The organism is Streptomyces sp. IBSBF 3136 (genome assembly GCF_036815105.1).
GTDB lineage: Bacteria > Actinomycetota > Actinomycetes > Streptomycetales > Streptomycetaceae > Streptomyces.
On the sequence record NZ_JAJSZC010000051.1, the window covers coordinates 1 to 14,295 of the forward strand.

Consider the following 14,295-nt stretch of genomic DNA (forward strand, 5'->3'; position numbering starts at 1 on the left):
CCTCGGTGGGGGAGTGGCGCGGGCGGGACAGACGACGGCGTGTGGCAGACGGCACCAGTTGCTGCCGTCTGCCGCCGGGTAGGCAATGCCGGAGCTGACATGCCATCGGGAGCCGGCAGGAACCCGGGAGGTCGGCAGCTCGTGCGGATGGAGGCGGACGGACTGTCGCTGCATGCCGGTGGGGCGGGTGTACCACTCGATCCGGTTGCCGCACTCGCGGCACCGGCCGCTTTGGCCGCAGCGCAGGAGTCGGCTGCCGCAGTGGGGATCGATCTGCAGGGACCGGTGTACACGGTGGCTGACCAGGCTGCCGTCCCAGCGCCGGCCCGGGGGAGGAGGTGTGGAGCGCATGCCGGCGAACCTGCCAGCCAACACGCCGGGTCCGCAGCAGCGGCTCTGCCGGATCGCCCAGTCAGCCTCATGCGGTGCTACTGGGGTACGAATGTGTGATCGCGTGTTCGAGCGGGTCTCGCCGGTTCGGGTGATCTGCGGCAGGCGCCCGGCGGGGAGTCAGTCTTGGGCCGGGCCGGGCAAGTTGTGCCCGCGGCACAGGGTGCTGAAGAGCTTGTCGAGCGGGGTGTCCAGGGCGTGGGCGAGGGCGTGCCAGGTCTTCAGCGTGCCGATGGTGCGGCCCTGCTCGATCTCGATGAGCGTGCGCCTGGCCAGGCCGCTGCGGGCTGCGAGCTCGTCGTAGCTCCACCCGCGCGCGGCCCGAAGACGCGCGAGTTCCAACCGCAGCGCGTCAAGGTCCGGATCGGGCGGCAAGATCGTCACCCGTCCATCCGACGGTGCAGAACCCTGCCCTGTCAGTGCAGACGTCTGCCCTATTTCCCCAGGTGGCGACGTTCGCGGAGGGCAGAGGTCTGCACTACGGTGGGCGGCCGCCCCCACGACCAAGGGCACGACCAGCGGGGAAGCAACTGGAGGAACACGCGCCCATGAGGCTGCGCACAGCATGTCCGGCGACGCCGCGCGCCTGGACCGTGGAATTGCGCTCGCATGCCGGCGGGCTCGTTCTCGTATGCCAGCACTGCCCACACGGCATTACACCGGTCACCGCACTCTCTGCTCGTTCAGCTGCCCTGGCCCACCTCGCACGACATGCGCGCGGTGACCTACGTCCCCCACACCTACGGATCTGCCAGTGCCATGAACGCGGCTGCCGCTGGCACTCCCGCCACCGCGGTTGCGCCGGCCCCATCCGTCTCCTCCTCGCATGTGAACGCGGCGGCCGGCTGTGGCGACTCGTCGACGCTTGCAGTGCCTGTGCCGCAGCGACAGAACAGGCCGCCGTCGTGCCCGACACCGCCCTCGCCCATGCACCTCTGCAGCCTGCAACCACTCGGCGGCACAGGCACCCCAAAGGGCCGGGTGAGAGAATCCGGGTCCGCGAAATGCTCAGCTACCTCGCCGCTGCGCTCCCGGCAGACAGCTCGGCCGCCGCGCGCCTGCTCGCGCTGCAGTGCGCGCTCCGCATGAACACCAGGATGCAAGTCCGGCTGCCCGAGGGCGTGCTGCGCAGCCTCCGCCTCAACACCGCCCCAGGTCCGTGGCGCGAGTTGGAGCAAGCGCGATGGCTGCGTAGAGCCCCCGAGAACGTAGCCAACGAGATCGCCGCTGAACTGCTCGATGTCATTCTGCTCGGCCAAGCACCAGCCCGCCCCGATCGAAGGCATGCCGCGGACTGGGTACTGCGAGCCGGCTCCTCCCGCGCAGTAGGCGCGATCGGAGCGCTGCCCCAACTGGCCAGCGTGTACCTCACAGCGCACACGAACCCGGATTCCAGCAGTGGCTTGGTGGAAACTCGACCAGATGGCGCGCGCCTGCGGTGTCCAGCCCGCGGAACTACCAGCCACGCTTGTCCGACTGGCGGCAACAGGTCTGCTGGGGTCGTGGCAGGCTTGCCCGGACTCGGGAGATCTGCAGTGGACCCTCGCACGCGGCACGAGGTGAGGACCACGCCCGCAGCCATTCGGCCCGAGCGAGCACTCGGCGAAGGACAGCAACGATCCCACGCCGCTACCCGAACCGATCGATGACGCCGAAGCCCGTCTGGCCTACGTAGCAGTCACGCGAACACGCCAGAGGCTGGATCTGGGAGGCCTGTCCTGGATCCACGAGACAGCTACCTGACGACTCCAACCGCCAGCACCGGAAACCCTGGATCATCACTGCCGACTTCGAGGAGGCACGAGTGCAGCGGGCGGGGCCGAAGGACGTGTCACCGCCGATGGCTCATCGTCATCCCTTCGCCTGAGCTTGCTTTTCATGGCCATGTACGGTGATCACCGGCGTCGGCAGCGAACGGGGCATTGATGGATCTGCGGCATCAGACGGAGAACTTCGTCAACGCGTCATGGTCGATGGTGGGGCTGCGGGATCTGGTCTACGACATGGTGGGCCTGCTGTTCACGGAACTGAGTGCTCATGGCGGTATGGCGGGTGACGGTGCGGCCGGTAGAGCCTTTGCCGAGGTGTACACCGCAGCCGTGAAGGCGGTCTTCGACCAGTCAGGCTTTGCCCACCAGGTGATGGCAAGCGGCGCGGGAGCCCTGCTCAACGCATCGGAGGAACTCCTCACGCGTGACGACAAAGTCGCAGCCAAGCTGTTGGAACAGAGCCCGTTCACACCCGGGGTCGGTGATCAGCCGGCCGGCCCGGACTGCACTCCGCGCGCCAGCCACAACGCCGAGGACTTGCCCAACGTTGTCGGCGAGACCAGCGGCATCGATCAGTACCTCTTCAACGAGCGCTTCCTCGGCCAGCCGGACAAGCTGCGGACCGTCGCCAAAACCTGGCGCAGCGCGGCCAAGATTCTCCACGACGCCTACTGGGACTCTCGCGACGCATGGAAGACAGCCACCCTCGATCAGGCAGGCCACGCCGCTGACGCGGTCGAGGGCTTCTTCGAGAAGTTCGTCGGCAAGACACCACCACCCGGCGAAGTGGGTGATCACGACACTCTCCTGGCGAACCTCCCCACAGCCTGCACGATGCTCGCCAACGCCTGCGACGCCTACGCCGACCACGTCGAAACCGCCAAGCAACGCCTTCCTCTGGAGAACAGCGGACTCGAGGGCGACTTCCTATGGCCCTGGGAACAGCCACAGTTCGGAGGCGACGGCCACGACGGCGGCCTGCATGACCTCATAGCCGGCGACACACGCATCACCTCGCTCGGCAACATCCCTCACGCACTGGACAGCTCCCAGTCCCGGGTGAAGATGCCCCAACCGGACAACGGCGGCTTCCTTCCCGACCTCCCGCCGTTCCTCGGCCCCCTGATCCGTGTCCCGACGCTCGTACCGGCCGCTTACCGTCCCCTGCCTCACAGCACGCCGCACATTCAGCCGGTCCCTCCGGCGATGCCTCCCGACCCGCGGTTCCCCCAGCTCACGCCCAGCCAGGGCCAGAACTTCCAGACCTGGCTCGACTCTCTGCGCAAAGGGGATATCTCCGGCGGCAAGCCGGCCGAGCAGGCCTACCAGAGACGCGTGTCGGGCTTCCCGGAGTTCGAGGTACCAATCCCAGCAGGAATCAGTCCGTCCAACACGCTCATGGTGGACGGATTCCGCAACCTCGACGGGATGGCAGTCGAGGCAAAATACGTCAACAAGCCGAACCAACGGTGCTACCGCTCGCTGGAAGACCTCCGCAAGAACCACGCGACCGGCGACAGAGACTTCCTCTACAAGGGCGACCGCTTGGAACTCCGCAAGTACGCGGCAGCGCTCAACGACCCACGCAACAAGGAGATGCGCGGTGTCGAGACGGTCACCAACAACCAGGACGCCGTCCAGTACTGGCGCATCATGATGGCGGCCTACGGCGTCAAAGGCCACGCCCGCTACGTCCCCTGACCAGCCCAACCCCAGGAAGTACCGCTATGGAACCGGAAGAGATCGCGGAACTGCGCACCATGTTCGTCTTCACCCCACCGCGTGGGCAAAGCTGGGGGCTGACCTTCGAGGGATTCGAAGCCCGGCTGCGTGAGCGGAATCCGGAGACGTTCATCCGCATCGATGACGAGGAAGACGGCCCGGTCCGCGGATCATCGATGATCTTCGGGATCACTTTCGACGACGAGACCCTGGAAGGCTTTGCCAGCCTCCAACCCGAGGGCGTGGCCATCCGGGAGTGCAACGCCCACATGGCAGCCCGGGTCGCCCTCTGGCTTCGGAACAACGTGGCACCGGCCGACGTACCCGTCATGTTCAACACAGACTGGGGAATCGAGGAAGGTATGGAACCCACCCTCGTCCCCGACGCCACTCGCCCACGGATCGTGGCGGCACTCGTGCAGCACGTCGAGGAGACCGGCGGCCTCGACTGATATCGCCTCGACGGTTACCTGCACGACGAACAGGACCCTGTACTGCAGGGCGTTCACCACACCCGGCCGGCCTAGTCATCGCTACTCACCTTCAAAGCGTGGTGTCGTAGGGGCTGACGCCTCATGAACCCTGCGGTATGCCGACCGCATGAGGTATGCGCAAGGGGCGAACCCCTGGGTTGGGCCCTGGGGAAGTCGTCACGCGGAGCACTCAGTGATCTACGCGATCACTGCACACATTCCGCCGGGATCACTACACACATTCCACCGGTCGGCCCACTCATCCAGCACCAAGCCATGACGCCGCTTCACGCGGCTGCTCGCCACGGCGACGCGCGGTCCCGACGCCCCGTTGGCGCCGTCGGCCTCGTGACGTGCCTGTCCCGCGGACACCACGGCCGCTTCCGCAGCCCGCATCTCACCCACGCCCACCGCATGACGGCCGCCTCGTAGCGGGCCGAACACCGCCTTTCAGTCACCGGATCACCGGTCAGTCCGTCGTTCGGCAGCCGTTGCGTTCGGACCGGCCCCGCGGGGGAAGGCGGTCGAGCCGGGCCGATCACGGCTCGGGCTGCCGTCGGCCCTGCGGGCACCGGCTTTCCAACGCCGCCGTCTTCAGCGGTGGCCTCCGGCCCCCACCGGCCCTGGAATTCGGGGCCATCTGGTCGTGACTCTTGCAGCAGGTGGCTCCAGCAGTCGGCGAGTGCCGCCTGGTCTGTGAGAGATGTCGTGCTCGCGCGCTGTGCGGGAATGCCGACGCCGTGCACGCTGCAGGCACGCAGAGTGTTCGCTTCGACCTTGCCAGCGAGCAGAGGCCAAGGGCGCCGGACTCGTGTGAGCGGTCCCTCCGTGCAGGGGGCCTCGCGGTACGGCGCGCGGGTGTGGGGCGGTGGGGAGACAACGAGACCGGTCGGGCGTTGCCCCCATCCCGGGCACCCGGCCCCCTGCCATCGTCGTGCACCCCGGCGGTCGCGGGGTGCTTCGTCTTTGGGCTCGACAACCCCCGGAAGGGGGCGCGCCCAGCATGAACACCATCACCACTCGCAACGGGCCGACCGCGACCATCACGGTGCGCGGTGACATCGACTTCGACACCCTGCCCCCGCTCCGCGCCGCGGCCGACGCGCTCCCCGCACACGTGACCCACCTGCTGTGGGACCTGAACCACACGCCGTTCATGGACGTCGCCGGCCTGCACCTCCTCTTCGCCCCCGCCCCGCCCGGCCGTCAGGGCCGCCGCACGACCGTCACGGGGCTGCGCGCGCAGCCGCTGCGGCTGCTGCGCCTGGCCGCGGAGACGAACCCGGCGACCTTCAATCTCGATCATCTGCTCTGCGACGCACCTGCCACCGTGTGAAGGCGCCGACCGCCAGCGGGTGGCGGCCGGAGCGGGAACCGTTCTCCTCGTCGACGAGGGCGGCCGGGGCCAGCGAGGAAGCGGTTACAGCTCGAATTCGAGGTCGATGAGGTCGGTGAGTTCGACTTCGAGGCCGTGGGCGCGGCGGCCCTTGTCGCGGAAGTAGACCTCGCCGAGGGCTTCGGCGGTGGTACCGCGGGCCGCCACCGGCCGACCGCGTGTGGCGGACCGGCAGGTCGTCAACGGGATGGTCTACAAGATCCGGACCGGGATCTCCTGGCGCGACCTGCCGGAACGCTACGGACCGTGGAAGACGGTCTACACCCGCTTCCGGCGCTACGCCCTGACCGGCGTGTTCACCCAGGCCCTCCAGACGATCCAGGCCCGTTCGGATGCGGCCGGTGACATCGACTGGCTTGTCCAGATCGACTCCACCATCGTCCGTGCCCATCAGCACGCTGCCGCCACCGGCCGAAAAGGGGGATCCACAGGCCGGACGAACCGGACGATCACGCCCTCGGTCGATCCCGAGGCGGACTGACCACAAAGATCCACCTGGCCTGCGACGGCCGCGGACGGCCCCTCGCGATCCTGCTGACCCCGGGTCAACGCGACGACGGCATCTGTGCACAGCCTCTCCTCGAGCGCATCCGCGTCCCGCGCGCCGGCCTTGGCCGGCCCCGCTGCCGGCCCGACCAGGTCGTGGCCGACAAGGCCTACAGCTCCCGCGGCCTCCGCGCCTACTTCCGCCGACGGGGCATCCCGCACACCATCCCCGAGAAGACCGATCAGCAGCGGCACCGCCACAACCGAGGGCGTCACGGCGGCCGGCCTCCGGCCTTCGACCGGCAGATCTACCGTCGGCGCAACATCGTCGCCTCATACGAGGCAGCGGTCAGTCTCGCGTCATTCCTGCTCTGGGCAAGATCCGTTTGAAGATGGACCCCAGCGGTCGCAGGCACCGTGATCCGTCCCCTCGACCCGCCCCTGGCACCCCGGGCTGGAGCGCGTCATCGCCAGGCTGGCGGCACCCGGGGTAGGCACCCGAGGGTAGGACGAGTGGGAACGTCGAAGGCGCTCAAGGTTCAAGAGCTGTCGACCGGCCCGATCGCCGGGTGACGCCAGAGCTCCCAACTCGTCTGGAGCAGGCAGATGAGTGTGAGCCCGGCGAGGGCAGCCAACGCCGGCGCCACCCCAGCGACCGGGATCACCACGGCAGCCCCAAGTGCGGCAAGGAGGCGATCGACGGCCAGCTGGTGGTGATCGCGCCACCGGTAGGCGACGTCGCCGCCGAAGAACAGCGCGACGCCACCGGCCAGGGCCACGGCGGGCAACAGCGGGAGCGGTTCGTCTGCACCCGCGACGGCCTCGTGCACCCCGAGCGCGAAGAAGACCACCCCGGCCACCAGCGGCAGGTGCAGGTAGCTGTAGGAATCGCGCGCCAGCCGGGCCCGCTCCCCATTCCGGGTACCGCGCAGCCGCCGCTCGGCCCCGCCGCGGAGATAACCGAAGTAGGACCACCACAGGCCGGCCGCGATCAGCACCGCGAACAGGACGGCGGTCACCACGCTCAGGCGTCCCAGAGAGTGTTCGGCGCCGGCGCCCACCCCGACGATCGCCTCACCCAGCGCGATGATGATGATCTGCCCATGCCGCTCCACGAAGTAACCGGGCGCCACAGCCCAGCCGGCCGTACCGATCACAACCGGTCCCGAGAAGCCGATCACCGCGGCCGCGATCCACAGCAGCTCCCGCCCCGGTGTGTCGACGAACGCGGCGGCCACCAGCAGGGCCGGCCCGCCGAGTAAGGAAGGGATCAGCCGCAGCGCGGGCGCACCCACGTCGGCCTCGCCCCGCACGTCGAGAGCCAGCAGCGCGACGTGGATCAGTCGGACCGCTAGGAACGCGAGTCCGAACACCAGCGCCCGCCCGCCGAATGCCTGGGGCAATGCGACCGCGGCAACCAGCATCGCCGCCATCGCCAGGAAGATCAGCAGCCGGTGCGCGGGCCCGGCGTGGTCGGAGGTGTTGGTCAGCCAGGCGTAGCAGACCCACGCCCACCACACCGCGGCGAGCGCCAGGAGCCCGCGCCCGAAGCCCGCCCAGGAGATGTCGGCCAACATCAGGATCGTCACCTGGGACATCGCGTAGACGAAGACCAGGTCGAAGAACAGCTCCAGCGTCCCGACCGACCGGTCCGCCGTGTCTTCGGCTGCGTGCTCACCAGCACCGCCACCACCATCTCCGCGCGAATCTTGCTCCACAGCCACCTCGCCGCCCTCGATGTTGCGTACATCAACCCACATCGTGCGCGTCAGAGCGACGACCACGTTCCGTAGCGGGAACCCGATTCGTCCTCGGTCACTTCCACCGGGGGCGGCAGCAGCTCGGTGGGGTCGCGGATCTCGTCCGGCCAGTACATGAGGTGCAGTACGAGGGCGTCGTCGTGGACGCGGAGCAGGCCCAGCCGCTCGCGGCCGTGCCAGGCCCCTCCCCAGCCCAAGCGCAACCCGCGGGCTTGCCAGGCTAGCCCCGGCGCCTCCTACCTTCCTCATCGTTGCCGACCGGCCCTAGAAGCGAGGTCTTGCCTCCGACGGCCCCTAGAGCGCGGGCCTGTTCTCCTACGAGGGCACCGCCAACGGCCCGAGTGACACCGCAGCAGCCCTCCGCGGCGGAACACAGCGCCGCTCAAGCCCAGCTCAACCACTGGAATGATCACATCCGCCCGGAGGGCGGAGGCGACCGAGCCTGCCCTGCACACGGCGCACGGCTAGCCGCGGTTCGCGAGCACCAGGAGGCAGAGCAGAAGCTCCGCAAAGCCGAAACCGGACTCCAGCGGGCCTCCGCGACGCTCCAGGCACACCGGCCGACGTTCAACCGGTACAGAACCGAATGTAACCGGCGCCGCGCCACCGCCGTGCTCCTGGACCGCTTGGCCGACCATGCCTCTCGGAGCGTCTCGCGCGCCAGCGTGTTGGCGACCTTCGACGTCACCTGCGCCCGGCTGACCCGGGCGTCCCCGGTGAAGGAGTGGGGAGCCAGTGCCGAAGGCCAGGGGGTGATCCCCGGCTGTGACGCAGCTCCTGTCGCCCCCGGGGGAGGCCGCCGTACCGTTGTCCGCACCTCCCCGCCCGGGCGCGCAGTGCCCGCGACCGGATCACCCACACCGGAACACCCAGGACAGGCGGGCATACGCACAGGACGGTCCACCATGCCCACCGCGCTCTCGCCCGTCATCGCCGCCTCCGCACGCTGGCTGCTGGCGGCCTTCCCCCCGGCCACCGGCCCGCTGAACCAGGCCCTGGCCGAAGCCCAGGCAGGCCATGCGGCCACCATCGCCGCCGCCCTGCGCTACCCCACCGCGCTGGACGCCGAACTGCTGGACCTGCTCGGCCCCGGCGGCTCCGGCCGGCTGGACTTCGTCACCGGCGCCGACGCACCCCCGCTGACGGACGCCACCCACGCCTGGCGCACCCAGGTCGACGAGACCGTCGTCAGCTGGGCGGCCTGCCTGCTGGCCGACGCCGACCTCGCCGCCCTGGCCGCCGCCTGCCTGGCCGCCACCCACCACGGCCCCGACAGCGTGGGCGACGCGCGCCGGCTGACCATCCCCAGCCCGCGCGACCACCGCGCGGCCCCCCTGCTGCGCCACCCGGACTTCCTCGGCCCGATCGCGGACCTCCACCGCGAGACCCTCCTCGGCCTCCTCGGCGCCGTCCCGGCCGTCACCGCCCCCGAACCCGGGTGACCACCGAGCTCGTACGACCACAGGCAGCCGGCCACCGTCGGGCCGCCGCGGCCCGTCGCGCTCAGGGCGCCTTGAACAGAGCCGGGAAACGCGGAGCGAGCCAGGGCTTGCGCCCCCCGACCAGGATGCGGCCCTGAGCGAGGGGACCCCACTGGCCCCGGCGCCCGAGCGCCATCAGGAGAAACGTGACCGGCTCGATGAGGATGGTGCAGTCCGTAACCGCTCCACACTCGATGGCAGGCCCCGACAGGCCGGACCACAACTCAGCCGGCAACGGACGCAAGCGGCACCTGCGGCAGCTTCATCGCCCCGGCCGGTGTGGGCCAGCGCCGAAAAGAGGTGTAGGTTCCCGCGACCCGTGTCATCTGCCGCACCTCTGACCTCGACGGTTCTTGGACTTCCCACGCCATGTCATGTGCTGGATTCCCAGCGCCGTGTCATTTTCCTGGCTCGCCCAGCCAGAAACGGCGACGCCGCCGCCCAAGAAGAGGTTCACCGGACGGTCAGAAGCTCCAGCTGTAGAGGCCGCCGCCCGTGGTCACCGCAGACGCCGCAAGCCGGGACACTGCCTGCAGGACCGCCAGCAGATCATCGTCGGTCATTTCGTCCCCGTCGGCGGACCTGAGCCTCGCGGTCCAGCGATCTGCCAGCTCCTCCAGCTCAACGGAGGTGGCGTCGGCCAATGCCCGGATCAACCGCGGCGGCAGAGCGAACACCTCAACACCATCGTTCAAGGGGGCAGTGACCCACTCCGGCCACGGCCATGCAAGGAGCTGCTCGATCGGCGGGAGCTCGGCCGCGGGCTCCTCGAAGTACATGTCCCACTCCGCGATGGCACTGTCCGGCTCTATGAAACGGCAGGTCACAGACTCAAACGCCGGACCAGTTTGTCCAGGCTCACCAGCTGGGCGCGGCGGCTGCGGTCGCCGCGGTGGCGACCGGGGCCCTGGTGAAGGGTTGCGTCCGGCGCCGGAAGCGGTGACCGAGGGGCCGGCGGGACGCTTGCGGGTTCCGCCGGGCGGCCTGGCTCCTTCGAGGCCGAGGCCGGCCTGCGCTTCTGCTGGAGGGGCGCCCACACCCGTGTCCGGTTCCACTGCCCGGAATGCTGGGACGCCTGGTACGCGAGCGACACCCCCTATGGGCGTCCGCAAGCGGTCGGACAGCCGCTTCTGTTCACCGCGGTGCAGGACGCGGGCCTGGCGGCGTCGGCGGCGTCCGCGTTCAGCAACCGTCACCGCGTGACGCCTACAGGGTGACGCCAACGAGCTGCCTGCCCAGGGTGAGAGGTTGCGGGGCTTTACCGGCGGCGGGCCGGCACAACCCCGCCCCCGCACCCTATGCCGCTGGCTGGCAGCGCAGGGTACGGCCCCGGCAGTACTGCCCCGCGGCCGCCGATCCCGGGCATCCGGCCACAAGGACAGTAGCCCCGCGGCGGCCGGGCCAGGATCTGGCTGGAGATGGGTGGTGAGGCCCGTTGTGTCGGTGCTGGGCTCTAGGCTGCCGCTTGTGCCCATGCCCCCGTCCGGTCGACCTGCCCGACCCCCTGCCGTGTGCGGCGTGCCGCCGGTGTGCGGGTGTGGGACTGACCTGCTGCTCGCCACCTGCTGAGGAAGCTTCCGTCCGATGAGCGTCGTTGCTGGTACCTCGCCTCCTACGTCGGGGCGGAAGACGTTGTTGCCTGACCAGGTGTACGCGGTGGAGCGGCTGGCCCGGCATCTGCACCGCCCGGGTACCCGCGGGCTGTTCGTGTCGGCGACGGGGACGGGCAAGACGCTGGTGTCGATCCGGGTGGCCGACGAGCTCGGCGCACGGCTGGTGCTGTTCGTGGTGCCCACGCTCGATCTGGCGGCGCAGACCGCGCTGGCCTGGCGGGCGGACGGCCACGGTGAGCACATGGTGATCGTGTCCTCGATGGACGCCGCCGGCCGGCCGGATCTGGTGGCGGCCCGGGTCCTGTCGACCGCCGACCCGTACGCGTTGGGTGGGCTGATGTCGGTGGTGGGGGAGGGGGAGGACCAGATCCGGGCGCTGACGGTGATCTGCACCTACGACTCGCTGAACAAGATCGAGGAGACTCAGAACACGGGGTATGCGGTGCCGCCGTTCGACCTGGCGGTCATGGACGAGGCGCACCGGATCGCGGGCCGGGCCGACAAGAAGTGGGCGATCGTCAACGACGCGACACGCATCCGCGCCGACCGCCGCCTGTACATGACCGCCACCCCGAGGATTTTCGCCGCGCCGGAGCTGGCGGAGTCCGCCGACCTCACCCGCCCGCGCCGCCAGCGCCCTCAGGGCGAGGAGGTGGACGCGTTCGCCAATTCCATGGACAACGAGCAGGTGTACGGCAAGAAGGTCGTGGAATACCCGCTCGCGAGGGCCGTGGCGGATGGCCGGGCTGCGGACTACCGCATCGTGGTGCCCACCCTGACCGACACCGACCTGCGCCGCCGCCTGAACCTGCCCGTCCCCGGCACCACGCCCGCGGCAGGCACCACCGCCCAGGAGCCGGAGGACGACGGTGCGCTGCGCACCACCGCCCTGCACCTGTCCGTGCTGCGCGCCATGACCGAGCACGGCCTGAGGAAAGTGCTGGTCTACTTTCATCTCGTCTCCGACGCCCGCCGCTTCGCCCGCGAACTCCCGCACACCCTGCGCCTGCTGGCCAAGGCCGACCCCGACCTCGTCCCCGGCGTCGACCCGCAGCTGTTCTTCGCCCACGGCGAGCACACCCCCGAACAACGCGCCGGTATCTTCGCTTCCTTCGCCGCCGCCGACGTCGCGATCCTCGCCAACTCGAAGCTGATCGCCGAAGGCGTCGACATCCCCAGCGTCGACGCGATCGTCTTCGCCGACCCCACCCGCAGCGTCATCCGCTGCGTCCAGGCCCTCGGCCGCGCCCTGCGCCTGGACGTCTCCGGCAAGACCGCCAGCCTGGTCGTCCCCGTCTACATCCCGCCCGGCGCCGACGCCGAGAACATCCTGGGCACCGCGTACGAACCCGTCTGGGCGATCGCATGCGCGCTGGCCAGCCACGACCACCGCATCCTCGAACGCCTCCCCGACAAGGCCAACCGCCTGCCGAAGGAGACCAGCCAGGTCATCGCCCGCCGCTGGCACTTCGACTTCACCGTCCACCCCGAACGCATCGCCCAGGCGATGGACCTGGTCTCCTTCGACCCCCGCGACCCGGCCGTCTCCCGCTCCCGCCGCCTCGGCCTCGCCGCCGCCCGCTCCTACCGCGACGAGTACGGCCACCTCGACGTTCCCGCCGACTACACCGACCCCGCCGGCTACCGGCTCGGCACCTTCATCACCACCATGCGCGACGCGGCGAAAGCCGGCCGCCTCGACGCCGATGCCGACGCCGACTGGATTGCCGAGCTCGACGCGCTGGGCATGATCTGGGACAAGCACGACGCCGCCTGGCGCTCCCGTCTCGCTGCGGCCGCCGACTACCACCGGGTGCACGGTCACCTCGCCGCTCCCGCGACCACCCCCGTCGGCGCCTGGCTCGCCGAACAACGCCACCTCGCCACCAAGAACGAACTCCACCCCGACCGGGCGGAGGCCCTCACCGCCCTCGCCCCCGACTGGCGCCTGCCCCACGGTGCGGACTGGCACCGCAAATACCACCTGCTGCGCGCCTACCTCGCCACCGGCGCCGACCCCGCGACCCTCACCCGCGACACCCAGTTCGCTGGGGTGAAGATCGGCTCCTGGCTGCACCGCCAGCTCACCACCTGGCCCACCCTCGCCCCCGGCCAGCAACAGCTGATGACCGCCCTCGGCCTCACCCTCGAGGCCAACCCGCTCGTCCCCGCACGGCGCGCCCGCCGTACCTTCGAGGAGACCGTCCAGCTCCTGGAGCTCTTCCTGCACCGCGAAGGCCGCATCCCCGCCGCCCGCGAGAGCATCCGCGTCGACGGCGAGAGCGTTCGGATCGGCGCCTGGCTGGCCAAGGCCCGAACCAAGCACCGCACCGGTGGGGTTCCCGACGAGGACGTGAGCCTGGTCGCCGCCCTGTTCGAGGGGGACTGGACGGCCGAGGACGCCGTGCCGGCCGTGCTGGAGTAACAGGATGTGTCAGGGCGCGGTCAGCGGGTCCTGCCAGAGTCGGTCTTGTGAACGGCAGCCGGGAAGTACCGGCGGCCGGGAGCAAGGGAGAGGTGCCCGGAGTGGTTGATCGGGGACCAGCGAGCTCGCCTCACGGTCGGGCCTCCTCGGAGGCCCACGCAGGTTCGAATCCTGCCCTCTCCGCCGTAGCCAGCCCCGGCCCTCGGGGCTCCCTGGCACGCTACTGGCCGCAAACCGAAGCAACGCAGGGACACCGCAGACCCGTTGACACCGGGCCTGTACCGGTCGGGACCTGTCCGAAGCGGGCCGGTCCCGCCGCATACCCTCTCCCGCCGCATGGCCTCCTGGCACAACGGTGCTGACCGGCTGTCCTCGAACAGTAGTGGTCCCGCTCAGCGGGCGAGCGAGCTTAGCCTCCACGGCTACAGCTCCACAGCGAGACGACACCGATCTACAAGGCCGGTTTCTGGTGCCGGGCGAGGAGTTCGGTGAAGAAGTCCTGCACCAGCTCTTCGGCGTGGGGCTGGGTGAGTTCCCAGCCGCCGAAGCGGTAGATCTCGTATCCGGCCAGCCGCAGCCGCCGGTCCTCGGCGACCATCTCCGCGTACAGCCGCGGCACGGCGGTGTGCGTGATCCGCCCCTTGTCGTCGGGCGGGTTGGGGCGGCCGTAGTGCTGGACGCCGTCGACCTCGATGACGATGCGGGCGCGGTCCGGGGCCAGGAGCAGGAAGTCCATCCGCTGGCGGGGCAGCGCGCCGGACTGCTTGCCGCTGCGGCGGG

Annotated in this window: 13 protein-coding genes and 3 pseudogenes; 8 read left to right on the forward strand and 8 right to left on the reverse strand. The window is 70.0% G+C overall.

All coding sequences use genetic code 11. The annotated features are described in order from the left end of the window. Positions 1-351: DUF6083 domain-containing protein (locus tag V7E45_RS13915; RefSeq protein ID WP_333774446.1), on the reverse strand; the 351-nt coding region annotated here is incomplete at its 3' end. Between the two features lie 159 nt (positions 352-510). Further along, the gene (locus V7E45_RS13920; protein ID WP_333774447.1) at positions 511-774 is read right to left on the reverse strand and encodes a helix-turn-helix transcriptional regulator; all 264 of its coding nucleotides are present in this window, start codon (positions 772-774) and stop codon (positions 511-513) included. A gap of 1,541 nt (positions 775-2,315) precedes the next feature. Between V7E45_RS13920 and V7E45_RS13925 the strand changes: the two genes are divergently transcribed. The 3 genes from V7E45_RS13925 to V7E45_RS13935 all read left to right on the forward strand — a co-directional run bounded on the left by V7E45_RS13925 (position 2,316) and on the right by V7E45_RS13935 (position 5,690). Beyond that, on the forward strand, positions 2,316-3,860 hold the full coding sequence (locus V7E45_RS13925) for a restriction endonuclease fold toxin-2 domain-containing protein (RefSeq protein WP_333774448.1): 1,545 nt from the start codon (positions 2,316-2,318) through the stop codon (positions 3,858-3,860). Positions 3,861-3,886: 26 nt separating this feature from the next. Beyond that, entirely contained in the window at positions 3,887-4,333 is a 447-nt protein-coding gene (locus V7E45_RS13930; protein ID WP_333774449.1) for a hypothetical protein, read from the forward strand. A gap of 1,024 nt (positions 4,334-5,357) precedes the next feature. Beyond that, positions 5,358-5,690, forward strand: coding sequence for an STAS domain-containing protein (locus tag V7E45_RS13935; protein ID WP_333774450.1), 333 nt, complete (start codon positions 5,358-5,360; stop codon positions 5,688-5,690). An 84-nt stretch (positions 5,691-5,774) separates the two neighbouring features. On the opposite strand, the gene V7E45_RS13940 is transcribed toward V7E45_RS13935, so the two are convergent. Continuing rightward, entirely contained in the window at positions 5,775-5,897 is a 123-nt protein-coding gene (locus V7E45_RS13940; protein WP_443056034.1) for a hypothetical protein, read from the reverse strand. A gap of 13 nt (positions 5,898-5,910) precedes the next feature. Here V7E45_RS13940 and V7E45_RS40600 point away from each other — a divergent pair, with 13 nt between their 5' ends. Together V7E45_RS40600 and V7E45_RS40605 are read left to right on the forward strand one after the other, a co-directional pair. Then, entirely contained in the window at positions 5,911-6,231 is a 321-nt protein-coding gene (locus tag V7E45_RS40600) for a transposase (protein WP_443056035.1), read from the forward strand. 14 nt (positions 6,232-6,245) lie between these two features. Further along, positions 6,246-6,626, forward strand: coding sequence for a transposase (locus V7E45_RS40605; protein WP_443056038.1), 381 nt, complete (start codon positions 6,246-6,248; stop codon positions 6,624-6,626). A gap of 149 nt (positions 6,627-6,775) precedes the next feature. Here V7E45_RS40605 and V7E45_RS13950 read toward each other — a convergent pair whose 3' ends face one another. Continuing rightward, positions 6,776-8,020: a low temperature requirement protein A gene (locus tag V7E45_RS13950; RefSeq protein ID WP_333774451.1), complete on the reverse strand. Its 1,245-nt coding sequence runs from the start codon at positions 8,018-8,020 to the stop codon at positions 6,776-6,778. A gap of 20 nt (positions 8,021-8,040) precedes the next feature. Beyond that, positions 8,041-8,178 (reverse strand): annotated as a pseudogene (locus V7E45_RS13955) (Ku protein); the annotation flags it as partial. 723 nt (positions 8,179-8,901) lie between these two features. Between V7E45_RS13955 and V7E45_RS13960 the strand changes: the two are divergent. Beyond that, on the forward strand, positions 8,902-9,438 hold the full coding sequence (locus tag V7E45_RS13960) for a hypothetical protein (protein ID WP_333774452.1): 537 nt from the start codon (positions 8,902-8,904) through the stop codon (positions 9,436-9,438). Between the two features lie 61 nt (positions 9,439-9,499). Here the strand turns inward: V7E45_RS13960 and V7E45_RS13965 are convergent. Next, a pseudogene (locus V7E45_RS13965) lies at positions 9,500-9,652 on the reverse strand (maleylpyruvate isomerase family mycothiol-dependent enzyme); the annotation flags it as partial. A 289-nt stretch (positions 9,653-9,941) separates the two neighbouring features. Then, positions 9,942-10,256, reverse strand: a complete 315-nt coding sequence (locus tag V7E45_RS13970) for a hypothetical protein (protein WP_333774453.1) — start codon at positions 10,254-10,256, stop codon at positions 9,942-9,944. An 856-nt stretch (positions 10,257-11,112) separates the two neighbouring features. On the opposite strand from V7E45_RS13970, the gene V7E45_RS13975 reads away from it, so the two are divergent. Then, positions 11,113-13,515, forward strand: a complete 2,403-nt coding sequence (locus tag V7E45_RS13975) for a DEAD/DEAH box helicase (RefSeq protein ID WP_333774454.1) — start codon at positions 11,113-11,115, stop codon at positions 13,513-13,515. Between the two features lie 86 nt (positions 13,516-13,601). Further along, a pseudogene (locus V7E45_RS13980) lies at positions 13,602-13,698 on the forward strand. A 268-nt stretch (positions 13,699-13,966) separates the two neighbouring features. Here V7E45_RS13980 and V7E45_RS13985 read toward each other — a convergent pair. Next, complete coding sequence (locus V7E45_RS13985) at positions 13,967-14,251, reverse strand: hypothetical protein (RefSeq protein WP_333774455.1); 285 nt, start codon at positions 14,249-14,251, stop codon at positions 13,967-13,969. Positions 14,252-14,295: the final 44 nt, after the last annotated feature.